Annotated in this window: 16 protein-coding genes and 1 pseudogene; 8 read left to right on the top strand and 9 right to left on the bottom strand. The window is 60.6% G+C overall.

Annotation, left to right across the window (positions count from 1 at the left end; all coding sequences use genetic code 11):
• Positions 1-818 precede the first annotated feature (818 nt).
• Positions 819-1,454 (bottom strand): lipid-binding SYLF domain-containing protein, encoded by a 636-nt coding sequence (locus AW06_RS15795; RefSeq protein ID WP_138679302.1) that lies wholly within the window; start codon positions 1,452-1,454, stop codon positions 819-821.
• 159 nt (positions 1,455-1,613) lie between these two features.
• Here AW06_RS15795 and AW06_RS15790 point away from each other — a divergent pair, with 159 nt between their 5' ends.
• From AW06_RS15790 to AW06_RS15755, 8 genes are all read left to right on the top strand, one after another.
• Complete coding sequence (locus tag AW06_RS15790) at positions 1,614-3,089, top strand: DUF1254 domain-containing protein (RefSeq protein ID WP_034951871.1); 1,476 nt, start codon at positions 1,614-1,616, stop codon at positions 3,087-3,089.
• A 348-nt stretch (positions 3,090-3,437) separates the two neighbouring features.
• Positions 3,438-3,998 (top strand): hypothetical protein, encoded by a 561-nt coding sequence (locus AW06_RS15785; RefSeq protein WP_046536912.1) that lies wholly within the window; start codon positions 3,438-3,440, stop codon positions 3,996-3,998.
• A gap of 743 nt (positions 3,999-4,741) precedes the next feature.
• Positions 4,742-5,505, top strand: a protein-coding gene (locus tag AW06_RS20950; protein WP_138679075.1) for an IS5 family transposase whose coding sequence is annotated in 2 segments (ribosomal slippage) — positions 4,742-4,922 and positions 4,922-5,505 — 765 coding nt in all. Because the reading frame shifts where the segments join, the coding sequence is not laid out codon by codon here.
• A gap of 87 nt (positions 5,506-5,592) precedes the next feature.
• Positions 5,593-6,429 (top strand): neuromedin U, encoded by an 837-nt coding sequence (locus AW06_RS15775; RefSeq protein WP_246149117.1) that lies wholly within the window; start codon positions 5,593-5,595, stop codon positions 6,427-6,429.
• A gap of 41 nt (positions 6,430-6,470) precedes the next feature.
• Complete coding sequence (locus AW06_RS15770; RefSeq protein ID WP_034951868.1) at positions 6,471-7,037, top strand: OmpA family protein; 567 nt, start codon at positions 6,471-6,473, stop codon at positions 7,035-7,037.
• A gap of 22 nt (positions 7,038-7,059) precedes the next feature.
• The gene (locus AW06_RS15765) at positions 7,060-7,338 is read left to right on the top strand and encodes a hypothetical protein (protein ID WP_034951865.1); all 279 of its coding nucleotides are present in this window, start codon (positions 7,060-7,062) and stop codon (positions 7,336-7,338) included.
• Entirely contained in the window at positions 7,335-8,249 is a 915-nt protein-coding gene (locus AW06_RS15760; protein WP_034951862.1) for a DUF2092 domain-containing protein, read from the top strand. Before AW06_RS15765 ends, AW06_RS15760 begins: the two co-directional genes overlap by 4 nt.
• Positions 8,246-8,941 (top strand): hypothetical protein, encoded by a 696-nt coding sequence (locus AW06_RS15755; RefSeq protein WP_246149120.1) that lies wholly within the window; start codon positions 8,246-8,248, stop codon positions 8,939-8,941. The genes AW06_RS15760 and AW06_RS15755 overlap by 4 nt, the downstream gene beginning before the upstream one ends.
• Positions 8,942-9,522: 581 nt before the next feature.
• Here AW06_RS15755 and AW06_RS20945 read toward each other — a convergent pair.
• From AW06_RS20945 to AW06_RS15715, 8 genes and pseudogenes are all read right to left on the bottom strand, one after another.
• A pseudogene (locus AW06_RS20945) lies at positions 9,523-9,678 on the bottom strand (transposase); the annotation flags it as partial.
• Between the two features lie 330 nt (positions 9,679-10,008).
• Positions 10,009-10,317, bottom strand: a complete 309-nt coding sequence (locus AW06_RS15745; RefSeq protein ID WP_138679073.1) for a c-type cytochrome — start codon at positions 10,315-10,317, stop codon at positions 10,009-10,011.
• Positions 10,318-10,447: 130 nt separating this feature from the next.
• Positions 10,448-12,172, bottom strand: coding sequence for a nitrite reductase (locus AW06_RS15740; protein ID WP_034951859.1), 1,725 nt, complete (start codon positions 12,170-12,172; stop codon positions 10,448-10,450).
• 38 nt (positions 12,173-12,210) lie between these two features.
• Positions 12,211-13,038 carry a peptidylprolyl isomerase gene (locus AW06_RS15735; RefSeq protein WP_273704788.1) on the bottom strand — a complete coding sequence of 276 codons (828 nt, stop codon included), beginning with the start codon at positions 13,036-13,038 and terminating at the stop codon, positions 12,211-12,213.
• Between the two features lie 12 nt (positions 13,039-13,050).
• On the bottom strand, positions 13,051-13,785 hold the full coding sequence (gene narI, locus AW06_RS15730; protein ID WP_273704787.1) for a respiratory nitrate reductase subunit gamma: 735 nt from the start codon (positions 13,783-13,785) through the stop codon (positions 13,051-13,053).
• Positions 13,782-14,471, bottom strand: a complete 690-nt coding sequence (gene narJ / locus AW06_RS15725; protein ID WP_034951856.1) for a nitrate reductase molybdenum cofactor assembly chaperone — start codon at positions 14,469-14,471, stop codon at positions 13,782-13,784. Before narJ ends, narI begins: the two co-directional genes overlap by 4 nt.
• 3 nt (positions 14,472-14,474) lie before the next feature.
• Entirely contained in the window at positions 14,475-16,007 is a 1,533-nt protein-coding gene (gene narH / locus AW06_RS15720; RefSeq protein WP_034951853.1) for a nitrate reductase subunit beta, read from the bottom strand.
• Complete coding sequence (locus AW06_RS15715) at positions 16,004-19,846, bottom strand: nitrate reductase subunit alpha (protein ID WP_034951850.1); 3,843 nt, start codon at positions 19,844-19,846, stop codon at positions 16,004-16,006. Before AW06_RS15715 ends, narH begins: the two co-directional genes overlap by 4 nt.
• Positions 19,847-19,872: the final 26 nt, after the last annotated feature.

The raw sequence follows: 19,872 nt of genomic DNA, 5'->3' as shown, positions 1-19,872 counted from the left end.
TTGCGGAGATCACCTTAAACCAGCTTTCGTCGCTATTTTCTCCCAGCAATTCACTTTCCCGCTGATCGAGCTGACCATGCCGTATGCACTTGGCTTGTCCTGATAGGCATGGCTGGGTACTGGCTACCCCGATTGCAGTGATGCTTCAAGTTCCGGCCAAAAGCCCCCCCAGACGCAGGCCATCGTCAACGAATCCGTGAAGAAATCCGACGCCATGCGTGCCTTCAGTGACGAACCCACAACGTTGCGGTTGAACAGATAGAACACGAACAGCCAGCCCTCATCCGTCCACCAAACAAGACGACATCACTCCTCCTTGGGTTGGTCTTTTCTCTTTGCGTACGCCTGCTTCTTTACGAAGGTTCGTGCTGTTCCTGTAGACCTCGGTTCTCCACTTGGGCGCCCGGAGTTGGTTGTTTTCAATCGCGCCGGGCCACTCTTCCCTACGCAGTGGCTCACCTTGCGGGAAATTGCACGGCGTGTGGCGCGCGACGTGCGCGGGTGGATACAGATATGAAGGACTCGAATCCGGTCAAGCGCAGGACGTGTAGCCCGCTGAGGACTCCGAGCAACACTGTGTTCACGACGACGAGCGCTTGCGGTCCCTCGTGCGTCTACGCCAGCAGCGGAGCGATCACCCCTGCCACGGAGTCGACGAAGATCGGGTGTTGGCCAAGCATCGGAGCAGGGCTCCGCGATTCGTGGCAAAGAGCCGCAGCTCGCCACCTGCCGGCGCCCGTGCTCGACGACTCACGACAAGGGCTGCGGCCGCTACCGTGTTCGGCATTTCGACGTCAGCGTGCTTCGGCTGTTGCTGATTACTGACTAAGCTTGGTGATCTTGGTGCCCTCCAGACCCACACCCGCCATCAGTCCTTGCTGGCCGAAAACGAAGGCATACGCGTCGCTGGTCAGCGTCTCCGATGTAAGTGACTTGGCCTTGCCCTGATCCAGAACGACGACACTCGGGCCAACACCGACCTGCAAACCGCCCGCGTCATCCAAAGCCTGCAAGGCACGCTCGTTCATGAAAAACAACGCGTAGCCGAAGGTCTGCGCGCCCGCCTGCAGTCCGTACGATACGCCGGCGGTGTTGTAGTGCCCGGCGAAGCGTTCGCCCCGGAACATGATGCCGTTGCCGTATTCACCGCCGATCAGGAACCCCGCCTTCGTTACCTCCGGAAACACCAAGACGGCGACCGCGCGCTTCGCGAGCGCGGCAGCGAGGGGATCTTGCGCCTCGAGGCTGCTCAGGGCCGCTCGCGCGTTGGCTTGCAGTTCGGGATGGCCCTGCGCTGCGGCCGGTGTGGAGGCAACAACGATCCCCACTGCTCCGGCGAGCGCACAAATCCATGCTCGAACGACCGTCAGCGAAGTTCGTTCACGGGCTCTTGCCAAAAAGCTCGCCACGATCGCAGGGACAGACAAAAATCGATAACTCGGAATCGCTTGCATTGGGCCTCCCCGTTGTCTGGTTTTCGTTAATAAGTATAGCTTAGAATATGATCCAACCCTCGCGCAATGGGCGAACTACTTCATCGACTATCAATGGAGGACACAAGAAATGGCCATATTCCCAGAATTGTCGGCATCGCATCGGCGGGGGCAATCGCAATGTTGAAACGCACACTGCTCAGTGGCGCCATGGGCGTCGCCATGGCTGCCGCGTTGCTGGCCGGCTGCAACAAGCCCGCCGACCCCGTCACGCAAGCGGCGAAGAAGGACGTCGCCGCCGATGTGGCCGCGCCGAGCCTCTCCGAGGTCAAGGCGATCGCCGAGGAAGGCTTCGTCTACGGCCTGCCTATCGTCATGAACTACGCGGTCATGTACGAGTACGTGATCGACAAGAACTCGGGCCAGTACAAGGCCCCGTTCAACCAGATCCACAACGAGGCCCGCGTCTTCACCTATGAGGACACGGCGATCATCACGCCCAACAGCGACACGCCCTACTCGCTGCTGTGGATGGACCTGCGCGCCGAGCCACTGGTGCTCTCGGTGCCGGCGGTGGACAAGAACCGCTACTACTCGGTGATGCTGAACGACGGCAACACCTTCAACTACGGCTACATCGGCAGCCGCGCCACCGGCAATGACGCCGGCGACTACATGATCGTCGGACCGAACTGGAAGGGGGAAACACCGGCGGGCATCAAGAAGGTATTCCGCTCGACCACCGATTTCTCGCTCGCCGCGTACCGCACGCAACTCATCGACGCCAAGGACATGCCCAACGTCGAGAAGGTGCAGGCGGGCTACAAGGTTCAGCCGCTGTCGGCGTATCTCAAGCAACCGGCTCCTCCAGCGGCGCCGGCGATCGATTTCCCGAAGATCGACAAGGAGATGGTGAAGACCAACTTCTTCGATTACCTGGACTTTGCGCTGCAATTCGCGCCAGCCGGATCCGAGGAAGAAGCGATCCGCGCCAAGCTCGCCAGCATCGGCATCGGCCCCGGCAAGAAGTTCAACTTCAAAGACCTTTCGCTTGAGCACAAGGCCGCCATCCTGCTGGCGATGAAGGAAGGCGACAGCAAGGTCGAGAAGTACCTGGAGGCCGGGCAGAAGGACATCAACGGATGGAAGGTCGGCTCGCTGTTCGGCGACCGCGCGTTCTACAACGGCGACTGGCTGAAGCGCGCCGCGGCCGCCAAGGGCGGCATCTATGGCAACGATGCCGTCGAAGCCATGTATCCCCTTACCAAGACGCTGGCGAACGGCGAAGTGCTCGACGGCAGCAAGCACAAGTACACGCTGACCTTCGCCAAGGACCAGTTCCCGCCGGTCAACGCTTTCTGGTCGCTGACCATGTACGACGGCAAGACCCAGTTGCTGATCAAGAACCCGATCGACCGCTACCTGATCAACTCGCCGATGCTGCCATCGATGAAAAAGAACGCGGACGGCTCGCTCACGCTCTACATCCAGAAGGATTCGCCCGGCAAGGACAAGGAGTCCAACTGGCTGCCCGCGCCGGATGGCCCCATCTACCTAGTGATGCGTCTGTATTGGCCGAAGGCCGAGCCGCCGTCGATCTTGCCGCCCGGTTCAGGCACGTGGAACCCGCCCGAGGTGAAGCGCGTGGGAACATAGGAGTGCCAGCGCCCACCCCCGTTCCGAAAGTTCATGCTGGCAGGAACTGTCTGGTGGCGCGGGCCAAGGCGAGCCTCAGGGTTGGTACGAGAGGTGGGCCCGCGGTATTCGCCGCCCGCCGCCCGTCCTACCAAGCCCGCGCAGTTGCACCTCATGTTCACGGAGCAGCAAGCGCAAGTCTGGCGGCTGAACGCGTCTCAGGCTTGTCGCGTAAGGTCCGCATCCTCGTGGATTAAACCTCGGTAAAGGGTCGACTTGAGCCGCCAACATGCCGCGCGTATCGGCCGAGAACCGGCCGTCCTGTGGTAGTGAATACAGCACAGCCGGTAAAACATAGGAGTAACTCCGGTGAACAAAGCTGTCGAAAAGCTGAAGGAAGAACTTCTGGCCGTATTGCCACCAACCATCTTCTTCTTGATCGCTCTGCACATCGTCGGTTTGGTCAGAGTCCTTATGGCAAAGGGCACGGGGCTGCCGGTCACTTCGTCGGCCCAAATCGCACTTGCCGCGCTGATCATTGGCAAGGCGGTCTTGCTGGCCGACCATTGGCCGCCAATCAATCGATTTCCGGAGAAGCCGTTGATCTACAACATCGCCTGGAAGACGGTCATCTACTATGTTGTCGCAAGCTTCATCCATTATCTGGAGCGACTCTATGACTTCACCAAGGAGGCTGGAGGAATTCTCGCTGGCAACGAAAAGCTACTGTCCGAAATCGTTTGGCCGCATTTTTGGGCGCTCCAGATCATCCTGCTGGTCGTCATTCTCAACTACTGCGTGCTCCGGGAACTGGGCCAAGTACTGGGCGAAAGACGCATGATTCGAATGTTCTTTCAGCAACCCGTCGCAGCGAGTATAAAAGAGCGTGACGACTTGCTTGCACGGATCTCCGCGACTCCCAAGCGGTGAGCAATCCAGTGGGAAAAGGCGGAGAACGCGTTGCCGCCGATGGAGGGAGCGTGCCAAGGTCTGGTTGCTCCGCGAGCGAAAAACTGCAATGCGTCGTCAGCGGCTACGCAATTATTTCGGCAAAGAGGTCGATTTTCGCCTTTTGTGTGAGGGGGACAGTTCGTTACTCGAGTCGTGCTTCGCACCGATCACTACGTACTATTTCAAGTCCAGTACCACCGGCCCCGAGACCGGATCGGTAACGCCTAGTAGTCGGTTCCGCCAATGTAGTTACAAAATAGGCGACAACAACGGTGGTTCTCATACGACTCTTGACAGGAATGCTCATGGCTGGGAAAACGAAGCGGGCGACCTGGGTGTTGACGGAAGATCAGCGAGCGATGTTGACGAAACTTGCGGGATAGAGAACGGCGTTGGTACGCGAGGTGGAGCGTGCCAAGCTCTGGCGGATTCTGAATGAGCAGCCCCTCAAGCCGCCTAAGGTCCGGAATGACCTGGAGCGGCGCGATCCTGATTTCGATCGCAAGAGGGAAGAAGTTCTGATGGTCTATCGACGAACTGAAAACGCGCATCCTCCAGGGCATCCAGGAAATGAATCAGGCACCCGTGGTGTTTCGTTGGAAGAAATTCGATAGGAAAGCCGCCTGATCTGTAGCCCATTCAATGGAACGAACTACTAGGACGTGTCATCGAATACCAGATCCGCGATAATGGCGGACGAACCGAGTGGAGAAAGAGAACGGATGACACCTCGACAAGCACTGAGAGATGACCAATGGGAGCGCATCAAGGATCTCCTCCCAGGATGGGAGAGGCATGTTGGGGTGACGGCTCAAGATAATCGCCGGTTCGTGGAGGCGGTGCTGTATCGGTATAAAACCGGCCTCCCTTGGCGAGACTTGCCCGAACGTTTCGGGGATTTCGTGTGGTCCATCTGCGATTCTCGCGTTGGAGCCAGTCCGGGGTGTGGCAGCGTATCTTCACGCTTTTTACTCAAGACGCGGACAACGAGTATGGCATGATGGATTCCACCCTCGTTCGGGCTCACCCGCACAGTGCCGGGGCCATCAAGCGGGAACCTAAAGAATGCCAAGCCATCGGCCTGAGTCGCGGTGGGCAGAGCACGAAGATCCACGCCACGGTGGATGCCTTGGACAATCCGACGGGATTTCACCTCACCCCTGGCCAGACATCCGATCTGGAAGGCGCCGATGTGCTGCTGCCGGGTACGGCCGCCGAGACGGTGATCGTCGACAAAGCCTACGATGCCCAGGTTCGGGTCATTGCACCCCTTGAGAAAGGGGGCAAGGCGGTGGTGATTCCTCCCCTTTCCACACGTAAGACGCCTCGTTTCTATGACCGACATCTGTACCAGGCGCGCCATCTGATCGAGAACTTCTTCTCTCGACTCAAACGGTATCGCGCCATCGCTACCCGCTACGACAAAACCGCGCAGAACTTCCTCGGTGCAATTCATCTGGTGGCAGCCGTCATTTGGCTTAACTGATGACACGCCCTAGGGCAGTTCGGTAACACAATCCGAGCGCTGACGCATGAAAGAGGAAGTGCCCGGTTTTTTCAGGAATGCAGGAAAATGAGCAATAAAGTGATTCGAACCCGACGTCAGCGCCAAGCAGGCGTTTTGGTGCTCGCTGCTGCTGGTTGCTGCATTGCGCTTCCCGCGCAAGCGGAGCTGAGCGCCGAGGAACTGGCTAAGCTGGCTCAGAATCCGGTGGGCAATCTGGTCAGCATGCCCTTCCAGAACAACACCAACCTCAACTACGGTCCCGAGAAGAAGACCCAGAACATCCTCAATATCCAGCCGGTGATCCCGGTGTCGGTCAATGAGGACTGGAATATCATCACCCGCACAATCTTGCCGGTCGTGTCGCAGCCGGCGCTGTATCCGGGCGATGACCGCACCAATGGTCTGGGCGATACCGTGTTTACAGCTTTTCTGTCGCCGGCCAAACCGGGCAGTGTGATCTGGGGGGCGGGGCCAGTCGTCCAGTTGCCGACCAACACCGATTCGCAACTTGGTAACCGTAACTGGGGCATGGGACTGTCCGGCGTCGTATTGCATCTTGAACACGGCAGCCCATGGGTGTACGGGATGCTGGTCAACAACATCTGGTCACTCAGTGACAGCGGAACAGGCGGGTCGTACAACAATGCGACCATTCAGCCCTTCATCAATTACAACTTTCCTGGTGGGCTTTATTTGACCAGCGCCCCCATCATCACGGCCAACTGGAAAGCGGAGAACAGTCAGCGCTGGGTTGTGCCGCTTGGCGGCGGCGTCGGCAAGATTTTTCACATTGGCAAACTGCCCGTGAATACACAGCTATCGGCCTACTACAACGTGGTGACGCCGGATAACGGTGCCAACTGGCAGATTCGCGCCCAGATCCAGTTCATGTTCCCCAAATAAATCTTTGGCGTGGGTATCACGCCTAACCCAAGGAGTCTGACATGTTCAAGAAAACGCTCATCACCTTCGCTCTAGCCGCAGCCCTCGTCGGTTGTGTCAGCCAGAGCACTTACAATCAGGAAGTCCAAACGGCAAATACCTACGCTGGGCAGAGCAAGGCCTATCAGGCGCTGGATGCCCAACTGCAACAGGAAATCAAGGCTGATCAGGTTCGTATCAAGGAACTGCAGGGCCGTCTGACCGTGACCCTTATTGACGAGATCGTATTCTCGTCGGGTAGTGCCCAGATGAATGCCAAGGGCCGCGAGGCGCTGGAAAAGATCGTCGGAACCTTGCAAAGCGTGACCGACAAGCGCATCGTAGTGCGTGGTTACACCGACGACGAGCCGATCGGGCCTGAATTGCGTCAGCGTTATCCGACCAACTGGGAATTGTCGACAGCGCGTTCGAGCGATGTAGTGCGTTTCCTGCAGGCCAAAGGCATGGATCCGACCCGGCTTGAGGCTTCCGGTTTTGGTCAATATCAGCCGGTAGCGAACAATTCGACGCCGGCAGGACGCCGTGAAAACCGGCGCATCGAAATCGTTCTTACAGATATGAATTTCTGACCGTATTTAGGAGGAATATCCAATGAAAAAACAAGTCGTGCTTTTGGCATTCGGAGTCGGTCTTGCAGGGGGGGCGGAAGCGCAATATCCGATTCTGGATGCCGTGGCTAACCGCGTGATCCAGAAGTATCAGACGGCAAGTTGCGAGGAGCTTTGGCAGAAGAAGGAAATGCCGCAGTCTCTCGAAGAGCAGCGTGCACTCGAATTCCTGCGTCAGGATCCGCAGGCGCGGACAGTGTTTATCGACAAGGTGGCCGGGACGATCGTTAACAAAATGTTCGCCTGCGGGATGATTCCATGAGCGCTAACCATATCGATAAACTCCGGCCTGCCGCAGTCGTCCGTGCGGTGTGCGTTGCGCTGGGCTTCATGGCATTGAGTGCAATGGCTGCCGACGTGCCGGCAGCCTCGGTAAAGTCTTCCAAGCCGGGCAAGGCCGTCAAGCCGGTCGCAGCACCGGCCTACAAGCCTATCGTCGAAGAGAAGGCAATGGCCTTGCTCAAGGCCACCAGTCAACGGTTGGCGGCTGCAAAATCGATGGCGTTTACGGCCACGGCGAGCTATGAGTATCCCAGCAAGCTGGGACCAGCCATCGTATATACAGTGCACTACGACGTCGCCTTGCAGCGACCGGATCGCCTACGGGTAATAATCCCCGGGGACGGCCCGGCCTCGGAGTTCTACTACGACGGTAAGGCCGTGATGGCCTTCGTGCCCAAGGAAAATCTGGTTGCAATTGCTGATGCGCCGCCGACGATTGACGCGATGCTCAAGCAGGCCTACCAGAACGCAGGCATGTTCTTCCCGTTCACCGACCTGGTTGCGGAGGATCCATTCGTTCCATTTTCTACAGGCGTCAAGTCGGCCTTCTATGTCGGGCCGTCGGGTGTTGTTGGTGGTGTCAAGACCGATATGGTCGTTTGGGCTGACAATGAGGTGTTCCTTCAATTGTGGATCGGCGTAGACGACAAGCTTCCACGTCGGGTACGCGCGGTCTATAGTGCCGATCCGTTGCGCCTGCGCCACGATCTCGAGCTTTCGAATTGGCAGATCGATACGCCACTGGCGTCGGAAACTTTTGTTTCGGAAAAGGCCAAGACGGCTGATCGCATACCTTTCGCCCATCCGATGGCGCCCCCGCCGGGCGTCAAGCCCCTTGGCGCAGACAAGGCTGCCAAGGGCAAGGCTGCAACCTCAGGAGGCAAGCAATGAAGACGCATCGTGATATCGGGAAACTTGCGGGCATCATTACCGTGATGCTGACCGCGGGCATTTGGGCAACGGAAGCGGGGGCGTGGGGCAGTGCAAATCGTTTTGGTGGTGCCACAGAACACACCTTTGGCCAGACCGGTCATGAAAACCGCTGGGGTGGCAGTACCGAGCATGTGGCCGGTGAAGGCACGGAACACACCAATGCCTGGGGTGGCACGACGGCTGGTCGTTACGGCGAAGGGGCGGTCCACACCGATGCCGCCGGGGTGCCGACGGCCTATCGCCCACCGGTGCCGGGCGCCTATCCTCCGGTCTATCATCCGTATCCGCCGCCGGTCGCAGTGTCCGCCTATTCAACGGGCTGCTACGGTTGCGCTGCGGCAGCCGGGGCGGCCGTGGGTATGGCGACGGGGGCAGCCATCGCCTCTGCCAATACGGCCGCGGCGACCTCCAATGCCTACGCCGCCGGTGTCGCGACCGGCAGTGCCAACGCTTATAACGCCGGTGTGGCGGCAGGTGTAGCAAGCGCTACGCCTGGCAGCTTCCCGATCGGAACCAGTTACGCATCGCTGCCCTCTGGCTGTGTTCGTCCCACCGTTGCAGGCGGAACATACTATCTGTGCGGCAATACGTGGTTCAAGCCCATGTACGGTGGGAATGGCGTGTATTACCAGGTGGTGCCGACGCCGTAGGCAGCCGGTGCTTTGTGCAGACTTAAAGACTTGTCGAGTTGCCCTCAGGCCGCAAGCGGGAAATAGGGGGTCCAGTCAAGTCCAATAATTGCTGTACATTCTCTCGGTCGGTTCGATGACAATTTGTTAGCAGTGCCTCCTGCTATTGCTCGATAAACGCTGGTCATCAAGGCTGTCCGGGGAGTTGTTCGGGCCTCGGTTTGATGTCCGCTACGCGTTGTGGGCGCGGTCAAGGGCGGGCGAAGCCCGGCGTAGCGTACCCTTGACCGCGACTGCAACGCGCCTACGCCCAAGGGCTTGGGGCGGGTCGCAAGTTATTGCGGCCCGTCCCCGAGCCCGTCCGGCGGCGAGGACTTCACCGCCCTGGGGCGGGGTTAGGGGTGGGGACCGGCCCTGCTTGCCCATGAGCAGACACTTCTCCTCCATCAGCCACTGGCCAGAACAACCACCGGCGCGCCCTCACGGCGGGCCGCCAGCCATTCGTTGAACTCGTTCAGCCGCCGCCGGGCCCCATGGAGGTCCGACGCCTGCAGCACGAGCTTGGCGCTACTGGCCACTTCGGCACGCACGTTGACCGGTCTTTACGACCGCAGCTTGCGCATCAGATGCACTTGACAACGTTGCCAGGTGACCCCCTGAAAGTGCTTGACGATCGCCTGCGTCAGCCCGCCATGCTCGTCGGAGACCACAAACATCACGCCTTTGAGGCCACGATCCTTCAGCCAACGGAAGGTCTCGTCCCAGGTCGCGAATTCTCGCTGTCGCCAGTCTGCCCGCCGAGAATCTCCCGATGTCCGTCGCTCCGGATGCCAGAGAGGATCAGTGCGGCCCGCTGGACAAACACGGTCGTCCTCACGGCGCTAGAGAAACAGGGCTGCGGCCAGAAGGAACGGTAGTCGCCCGTCAACCGCAGCTCGTTGAGTGCCCGTACGTGCACGTCGACGCTTGCCATCGCCCACTGGAAGGCGGGACGCTCAAGCGATCGGGCGATGCCGGGTGGAGACAAAAAGGGCGAGAAAAACAGCTACCCGAACCAAGTGCGACCGGTTTTCTCGTTGATGCGGCGATCACTTCAAGCTGAGGATCCACTTGACCAGTTTGTTCGCCTCGTCAGGCGTGACGGCAGCGTTCGGCGGCATCGGCACCGGACCCCAGACGCCCTTGCTGCCTTTGATCACCTTCTCGGCGAGCATGGCTTCGTCCTTGGCCGTGTACTTCTTCGCCACATCCTTGTAGGAAGGACCGACAACTTTCTTGTCCGTGGCGTGGCAGGCCAGGCAATTCTTGGCTTTCGCCAAGGCTTCATCAGCCTGGACGGCGCCGGTAGACATCACGCCTGCTGCAGCCAGCAGCAGGCACAGGGGGATCGCTTTCATGCTTGTACTCCGTTGGATGAAGGAGTTGAAACACTCCGATGGTCAGTGGGGCGGGCCTGGACAGCCCGCCCATGCCTGAACGACCGGGCGGCGGCGCGCAGAGGCGCGTACCCGGTTGCCAGTGCCTTTCTCAGTAGACGTCGTGCTGCGTGTTGTACACGTTGAAGTGCCCCGTCGGCGTGATCAGTTGCTTGTCCTTGATCACCGTCTTGAGCTTCAGGGTCTTGTCGTCGACCACGACCAGCGCCGATTCCTGGTTCTTCGCGCTCCACACCGAGAACCAGACTTCGTCGCCCGCCTTGTTGTACTCTGGCTGGACGACGCGCTTGGCTCCTTCACCGAGGCCTGCCCATTCGGCGATCGGCAGAGTCTTGTACGGTTTGTCGAGGTTCTTGATGTCGAAGACGGCAACCGATTGGCTGACCGCCGCATCGGGATTGAGCGGCGTGTCGACATAGAGGTTGGTTGACTTCGGATGCGTTTTCAGGAAGAGTGAACCGCCGCCCTGTCCCTTCAGCGTGCGCACGACCTTCCAGGCTTCCTTCGGATGTTTGACCGGATCGGTGCCGATAAGGCTGATGGTCTCGTCGCCGAGGTGGCTAGTTGCCCAGACTGGACCGAATTTTGGATCGACGAAGGTGGCGCCGCGACCTGGGTGCGGAATCTTGCCGACCTCGATCAGCGCTGCAAGCTTGCCTTCCTTGGCATCGACTGCCGCGATCTTGTTCGACTGGTTGGCGGCGACCATGAAGTAGCGCTTCGACATGTCCCAGCCGCCATCGTGCAGGAAGCGGGCAGCATCGATCTCGGTCGTCTTCAATGCCTTGAGGTCGCTGTAGTCGACCAGCAGGATCTTGCCGGTTTCCTTGACATTGACGATGAACTCGGGCTTGTAGTGCGAGGCGACGATGGAGGCGACGCGTGGCTCAGGGTGGAACTCCTGGGTGTCCACGGTCATCCCGCGCGTGGCGGCGATTCTCAGCGGTTCGAGGGTGTCACCCTTCATGATCACGTACTGCGGTGGCCAATACGAACCGGCAATCGCCAGCTTGTCCTCGAAGCCCTTGAATTTGGACGTATCTACCGAGCGGGCTTCGAGACCGATCTTGAGTTCGGCGACGTTGTCCGGTTTCTCCATCCAGAGATCGATAAGGTTGAGGCGTGCATCACGGCCAATGACGTAGAGGTAGCGGCCGGAGGCCGACATGCGCGAAATGTGCACGGCGTAACCGGTCTTGACAATGTTGATGATCTTCTTGGTGTCGCCGTCGATCAGGGCCACTTCTCCGGAATCGCGCAGTGTCGTCGAGAAGATGTTGTCGAGGTTGTAGTTGTTCATCTTCTTGGTTGGGCGCTTCTCGGGCGGAATGATGACCTTCCAGGTCTTCTTCATGTCGGCCATCGAGAACTCGGGTGGAGTCGGCGGCTCCTGCTGGATGTAGCGGGCCATCAGGTCGACTTCGTCGTCGGTGAGTTCGCCCGAGGTTCCCCAGTTCGGCATGCCGGCCGGCGAACCGTATTTGATGAACACCTTCAGGTAGTCGGTACCACTGGCCAGCGTCTTGTCCGGCGTCAATGCCTTGCCGGTGGCGCCTTTGCGCAGAACGCCGTGGCAACCGGCACAGCGCTCGAAGTAGATCTGCCTGGCCTTGTCGAACTCGGCTTTGGCCATCGCTGGAGCCTTGGGATCGATACTCTGGTGCATCGGCTCGCTGGCCAGCGGCGAGCCGGCGGCCTGGTATTTGACTTCGGCCGGGGTCACGCTCTTCTTGCCTTCCTCGGCAAATGCGCTGCTCATGGTCAAGGTCAAGGCGGTGGCGGCAAATAGCCCGGCAATCGATTCAATCGTTCTCATTTCCTCCCCTTCTAGGTAGTTGTCGGAAGTCAATAGTCTCAAATTTCTAGCGCACGCTGTCCTTGATGCAGATCAAGCGGCTTATCCAGGTCAACCCCTGCCAGCACGGCTGCCCCGGCCAGTCCGTTCAGGTACTGGCGCAGCGCGGTCACGTAGCTGTGTTGACGCAATGACTGGGCCACCGTTGCGCGTACCGTTGCAAAGGGCTGTGTGACACCAGGCATCCGTTCGACCACCTCGATCACATGCAGGCCGAAGCGGCTGCGGACCAGGCGAGGCAGGACGCCCACCTCGGCATGGCCAAACACTTCGCGGGCGACCTCCGGAGCGCAATCGGCCGCGGTCAGCCACCCGAGATCTCCTCCCTCGGCAGCGCTTGGACAGTTGGAGAGGGTTCGGGCAGCTTCGGTGAAACGGTCAAATTCCTGATCATCGTGGTTGCGGACGTCGAGCAGGGCCGCTTCTGCGCGCTGGCGCAGGGCAGGGACATGCACGCCCGGCGTCACGGCAAATAGGATGTGGCGCAAGTGAACCCGTTCGCCGGTCCGGTAAGCGCTCTCGTGCGCCGCGTAGTGGCGATGACACTCGTCTTCGGACGGATCATCGGGCACCTTCAGGGTACCTTCGAGCAGCGCTTCGATGGCGTTCGCGGCGGCTTCGCTGAGCACTCCGTCGGGAGTGGCCTGATCGTCCGGGTCCAGCAGTCCCGCTGCCTGCGCCGCCTGTCGCAACAGCTCGGTGCAAGCGCGTTGGCGCAGGGTTTCGGCATCGAGCAACTCACCGTCCGCATGCAGCGCTACGCCGTTGACGCGCGCCTTGGCGGTCACCCTGTCGGAAACCTCGCAAGGGGTCGTGGCAATGGCCATTTCCACTCTCCTCTAATGGCGGGCTGGCGGAGTGTTGTGACCGCCTGGCAGATTCAGGCGGCGGGATCGTACCAGCTGATAGGGGCGGAAGACGTAGGCAAGCGAAGCAAAGCCGCTCCAGACATGCACCAGCCGGCTGAACGGCAACAGCAGGAATATTGTCATTCCGAGCACCAGGTGGCTCTTGTACGGCCAGGCCAGCGGGACGAGACCGGCGGCGTCGGGCTGGAAGGTGACGATGCGCTGCGCCCAGTCGGACAGCGCGAGCATCACGCTGGCGTCCTCGTGCCCGAAAGAGTAGGGCAGCGTGATCAGCCCGATGGTCAGTTGCACCCACAGGATGATCAGGATCGCGAGGTCGGTGCGGTGGCTGGTGAGGCGGATGCGTGGGTCGGACAGGCGCCGATGCAAGAGCAGGGTCAGCCCGATGAAGCAGACCACGCCGGCGATGCCGCCAGCCACTACCGCTACCACCTGCTTGCGCTCCGGTGAAATGAACGGCTCGTAGAGCCAATGCGGCGTCAGCAGGCCGACGGTATGGCCCATCAGCAGGAACAGGATGCCGATGTGGAAGAGGTTGCTGCCCCAGCGCAGCGTTCCGGCGCGCAGCATTTGCGATGAATCGCTCTTCCAGGTGTACTGGTCGCGGTCGAAGCGCGCCAGACTACCCATCAGGAAGACCGCCAGGCACAGGTACGGATAGACATTGAAGAAGAAGTTGTGGGCGTAGGCTTGCAGGGTGTTCATGTGCGCGCTCCTTGGATGGAGGTGGGGCGGACGAAATGGATCGGCTGTGCTGCTTGGGTTCGTTGCTGGCCGTGTGCGGCGCAACCGTCGAAAGCAGCGGGCTCGGCCCAGGTGTCGTCGATCGGCTCGTCGTCGGGAATGCTGACCGGTCTTGCCTTGCCGCCCGCCAGTTCGAGCAGGGCGCCCAGGGCGCTGGCGTAGCGGCTCTTGCGCTTGAGCAGGGCATTGAAGATGACGTTCAGGATCTCTTCCATCTCGTTGAGGAAGGCGCGCGCTTCGCGTGCCGGTTGTGTCGAGGCGTACTCGAGCACCACCGGCAGGTAATCGGGCAGCGTTCCTTCCGTCAGGTACAGGCCGGCCTGCTCAAAGGTCTGCGCCAGATCGATCATCGCCGGGCCGCGCTCGCGCGAATCGCCGTGCACATGTTCAAAGAGGTACAGCGAGGTGCGGTGGCCGCTATCGAAGAGCTGCACGTAATCGGCTTCGGCATCGATGTCGGTCTGGAGATCAATGCTGGCGATCAGGGCGTCGAGTTCCGCCAGGCGCACCGGAGCGAGCGCCCGTTCCGCGTGCAGTGCGTCGTGCAGTTCGCCGAGGTGCTGGCGCAGATCGGCATCGGGATAACTCAACAGCCGCGCCAGAACGCGCAGCGTCATCGCCATGGCCGGGATTTTGTGCGAAAACATCGCTCAGACCTCCGCCTTGATGGGAATCGTTCGCTTCTTCTCGCTCCCGAACAGGCTCGTTTCACCGATTCCTTCGGAGCAGCCGTTGCCGAACGAGAAGCCACAGCCACCGCGCACGTTGAAGGTGTTCTCGGCATACTCGCGGTGACTGGTCGGGATCACGAAACGGTCTTCGTAGTTGGCGATGCCCATCACGTGATACATCTCTTCGACTTCGGCCTGGGTCATCTGCACCTGTTTGAGAACGTCGAGGTCGGTGCGGCCTTCGACATGCTTTGCGCGCTGATACGCACGCATTGCCAGCATCCGTTCGAGCGCCCGCACCACTGGCGTGGTATCACCGGCGGTTAGCAGGTTGGCCAGATATTTGACCGGGATGCGCAGTTGCTTGACGTCGGGAATCTCGCCGTTGCTCCCCAATTGGCCGGCGTTGGCGGCAGCAGTGATTGGCGACAGCGGCGGCACGTACCAAACCATCGGTAGCGTGCGGTATTCGGGATGCAGCGGCAGGGCGACCTTCCAGTCAATGGCCATCTTGTAGACTGGACTCTTGCGCGCGGCGTCCATCCAGGCATCAGGAATGCCGTCGCGGTGCGCCTGCTCGATGACATGGGGATCGTTCGGGTCGAGGAAGACCTGCAGCTGCGCCGGGTAGAGGTTGCGATCGTGTTCGACTGCTGCGGCTTCCTCGATCCGGTCGGCGTCATACAGCAGGACGCCCAGATAGCGGATGCGGCCGACGCAGGTCTCCGAACAGACCGTCGGTTGTCCAGATTCGATACGGGGGTAGCAGAAAATGCACTTCTCGGCCTTGCCACTCTTCCAGTTGTAGTAAATCTTCTTGTAGGGGCAGCCGCTGACGCACATGCGCCAGCCGCGGCACTTGTCCTGGTCGATCAGGACGATGCCGTCTTCCTCGCGCTTGTAGATCGAACCCGATGGGCAACTCGCCACACACGCCGGGTTCAGGCAGTGCTCGCAAAGCCGCGGCAGATACATCATGAAGGTGTTCTCGAACTCGCCCACCATCGCTTTCTGCGCGGCCTCGAAACCGTCGAAGTTCTTGTCGGCACTGCGCTTGCTGAACTCGCCGCCCAGAATTTCTTCCCAGTTCGGTCCCCAGACGATCTTGTCCATCTGCATGCCGGTGATCAGGCTGCGCGGCCGTGCCGTCGGGCTGGCCTTCATCTCAGGTGCGCTTTGCAGGTGGTCGTAGTCGAAGGTGAAGGGTTCGTAGTAGTCGTCGATCTCCGGCAGGTTGGGATTGGCGAAGATCTTCATCAAGAGCTTCCACTTGCCGCCCTGGCGCGGTTCGATCGAGCCATTCGCCTTGCGCGTCCAGCCGCCGTTCCACTTGTCCTGGTTTTCCCATTCCTTGGGGTAGCCGATGCCGGGCTTGGTTTCGACGTTGTTGAACCAGGCGTACTCCATTCCCGGGCGACTGGTCCAGACATTCTTGCAGGTGACAGAACAGGTGTGACAACCGATGCACTTGTCGAGGTTGAGCACCATGCCGATCTGTGCGCGGACTTTCATGCGTTTTCTCCTTGTGCCTGTACGAGCGCGATACGTTCGCTGCCAACTGGCGTGTCGAGCCAGTCGACCTTGTTCATCTTGCGCACCACGACGAACTCGTCACGGTTGGTGCCGATGGTCCCGTAATAGTTGAAGCCATACGAGAACTGCGCGTAACCGCCGATCATGTGTGTCGGTTTGAGTACGATGCGCGTCACCGAGTTGTGAATGCCGCCACGGACGCCGGTGATCTCGGCACCGGGGGTGTTCACGATCTTTTCTTGGGCGTGGTACATCAGCACCATGCCCGGGTTGACCCGCTGACTGACCACCGCCCGCGCGGCGATGGCGCCATTGACGTTGAAGAGCTCGACCCAGTCGTTATCGACGATGCCGGCCGTGCGGGCGTCGTCCTCGCTCAACCAGATGATCGGCCCGCCACGGCTGAGCGTCAGCATCATCAGATTGTCGGTGTAGGTCGAGTGAATTCCCCACTTCTGGTGCGGTGTAATGAAGTTGAGCAGAATCTCCGGGTTGCCATTGCGCCGGCGGCCATGAATGCCGGCGGTGGTCTTCAGATCGACCGGCGGGCGATAGCTCGAGAAACCTTCACCGAAAGCGATCATCCAGGGGTGATCGAGGTAGAACTGCTGGCGCCCGGTCAGCGTGCGCCAGGGGATCAGCTCGTGCACGTTGGTATAGCCGGAGTTGTACGAAACCGTCTCGCTCTCGATACCACTCCAGGTCGGCGAGCTGATGATCTTGCGCGGTTGCGCCTGAACGTCGCGATAGCGAATCTTCTCGTCCTCGCGGTACAGTGCGAGATGCGTATGATCGAGTCCGGTCTGCTTGCTGAGCGCCTTCCAGGCCTTGACCGCCACATGACCGTTGGTTTCCGGTGCGAGCTGCAGAATCACTTCGCAGGCGTCGATATCCGTGTCGATGTTCGGCATGCCGCAGGAAACGCCTGCGGACTGAACCAGGCCGCTGAGTTCGCCGAGTTGCTTGACCTCGTCCTGCGTGTTCCAGCCGATTCCCTTGCCGCCATTGCCGAGCTTGCCCATCAGTGGACCGAGGGCGGTAAAGCGTTTGAAGACATTCGGATAGTCGCGTTCGACCACCTGCACCTGCGGCGCGGTCCTGCCGGGAATCAGTTCGACCTCGCCGCGTTTCCAGTCCTTGACATCCAGCGGCTGCGCCAGCTCGCCGGCGGTATCGTGCATCATCGGGGTGAGCACGACTTCGCGTTCGACCCCGAGGTGGCCGACGCACACTTCACTGAACTTCCTGGCGAAGCCCTTGTAGATTTCCCAGTCGCTGCGCGACTGCCAGGCCGGGTCGACCGCCGCCGACAGCGGATGGATGAAGGGGTGCATGTCGCTGGTGTTGAGGTCGTTCTTCTCGTACCAGGTGGCTGTCGGCAGAACGATGTCCGAGTAGAGGCAGGTGGTGCTCATGCGAAAATCGAGCGTCACCAGGAGGTCGAGCTTGCCTTCCGGCCCTTTCTCGTGCCAGACGACTTCGCTCGGCTTGGTGCTCCGGCCGGCGCCGGGCCGCGCCTGGGGGTCATTAATTTCAGCGCCAAGATCCTTGCCCTGTACGCCGTTGCTGGTCCCGAGCAGGTGCTTGAGGAAGTATTCGTGCCCCTTGCCCGACGAGCCGAGCAGGTTCGAGCGCCAGACGAAGAGATTGCGTGGCCAGTTGCTGGGGTGATCGGGATCGCTGCAGCTCATTTTCAGCGAGCCATCCTTGAGCGACCTGGCGACATAGTCCCTGGCTTCCATGCCGGCCGCCTGCGCATCGCGGACCACCTGCATGGGATGCGTCTGCAGTTGCGGCGCCGAAGGCAGCCAGCCCATCCGCTCGGCACGCACGTTGTAGTCGATCATGCTGCCGGCGTAGCGGGTCCTGTCGGCCAGGGGCGAGAGCACTTCTGCGAGGTCGAGCTTTTCGTAACGCCACTGATCGGTATGGGCGTAGAAGAAGCTGGTGGAGTTCATCTGGCGGGGCGGACGAATCCAGTCGAGCGCGAAGGCGAGCGCCGTCCAGCCGGTCTGCGGCCTGAGTTTCTCCTGGCCGACGTAGTGCGCCCAGCCGCCACCGCTCTGGCCGATGCAGCCACACATCATCAGCATGTTGATGACCCCGCGGTAGTTCATGTCGCTGTGGTACCAGTGGTTCATCGCCGCGCCGATGATTACCATCGACTTGCCGTGCGTCTTGTCGGCGTTGTCCGCGAACTGGCGGGCGACGGTGATGACCTGCTCGCGCGGCACGCCGGTGATGCTCTCCTGCCATGCCGGCGTGTAGGGCGTGTTGTCATCGAAGCTCGAAGCCGCCTGCTCGCCGGGCAGGCCACGCGCAACGCCATAGTGGGCGACCTGCAGGTCGAATACCGTCGCCACCAGCACTTCGCGCGGGCCCGCATCTCCAGCCAGCGTCAGGCGCTGTACCGGCACCGTACGCACCAGCACGTCGCTTTGCGCATTGTTGGGGAAGTGTTCGCTCTCGATGCCGCCGAAATACGGGAAACCGACCCGCGCCGTCTGCGGTGCCGATGCGGCTCCTTCGAGCAGCGATAGCTTGAGTCTGACCTTGCTGGCGGTGACGGCCTCGCGGGCTTCGAGGTTCCACTTGCCTTGGTCGGCACGTCCTTCGGCGCCCCAGCGGAAACCGATTGAACCGTTTGGCAAGACCACCTTGCCGGTTTCGTCGATGGCCACGGTTTTCCACTCGGGATTGTTGTCCTGGCTGAATTTGCCGTCGAAATCGGAGGCGCGCACGTACCGATCCGGCACCAGCAGTGACTCGCCACCGGCGCCGGGATGCTCCTTGAGCATCACCAGCAGTGGCAGGTCGGTATAGCGGCGGGCGTAGTCGTCGAAGTACTCGCTGCGCTTGTCGAAATAGAATTCCTTCAGGATCACATGTCCCATCGCCATCGCCACCGCGGCGTCGGTGCCCTGTTTGGGGTGCATCCACAGATCGGCCAGCTTGGCGACCTCGGAATAGTCGGGCGTGACGGCAACGGTCTTGGCGCCCTTGTAGCGCACTTCGGTGAAGAAGTGGGCGTCGGGTGTGCGTGTCTGCGGCACGTTCGAACCCCAGGCGATGATGAAGGTGGAGTTGTACCAGTCGGCGGACTCGGGAACGTCGGTCTGTTCGCCCCAGATCTGTGGGCTGGACGGCGGCAGGTCGCAGTACCAGTCGTAGAAGCTCATGCAGACCCCGCCGATCAGGCTCAGATAGCGGCTGCCAGCGGCGTAGCTGACCATCGACATGGCGGGAATCGGCGAGAAGCCGATCACCCGGTCGGGACCGTATTTCTTGATCGTGTAGACGTTGGCTGCGGCAACGATTTCGTTGACCTCGTCCCAGCTCGCACGGACGAAGCCGCCGAGACCACGCACGCTCTGGTAGTCACGGCGCTTGTCGTCGGATTCGACGATCGACGCCCAGGCTGTCACGGGATCATGTGCCAGGCGCGCTGCGCGCCAGCTCTTGAGCAGGCGCCCGCGGACCATCGGGTGTTTGACGCGATTGGCACTGTACAGGTACCAGCTATAGCTTGCACCGCGCGCGCAGCCGCGTGGCTCGTGGTTGGGCATGTCCCAGCGTGTGCGCGGATAGTCGGTCTGCTGGGTTTCCCAGGTGACGATGCCGCCCTTGACGTAGATCTTCCACGAGCACGAGCCCGTGCAATTGACGCCGTGCGTCGAGCGTACGATCTTGTCGTGCGCCCAGCGATTGCGGTAGGCATCTTCCCAGGTGCGGTCCTCGCCGGTGACCCTGCCATGGTCATTGGAAAAGGCTTCTTTCGGTGCGGAAAAGTAGCTCAGTCGATCTAGAAAGTGGCTCATGCGGATTCCTCGGGAACTTGGGCGGG

Origin of the sequence: Candidatus Accumulibacter cognatus, from assembly GCF_000584975.1 — a bacterium.
Taxonomy (GTDB): Bacteria; Pseudomonadota; Gammaproteobacteria; order Burkholderiales; family Rhodocyclaceae; genus Accumulibacter; species Accumulibacter cognatus.
Note: the sequence above shows the minus strand (reverse complement) of the source record. Positions and strands in the feature narration are given on the sequence as shown.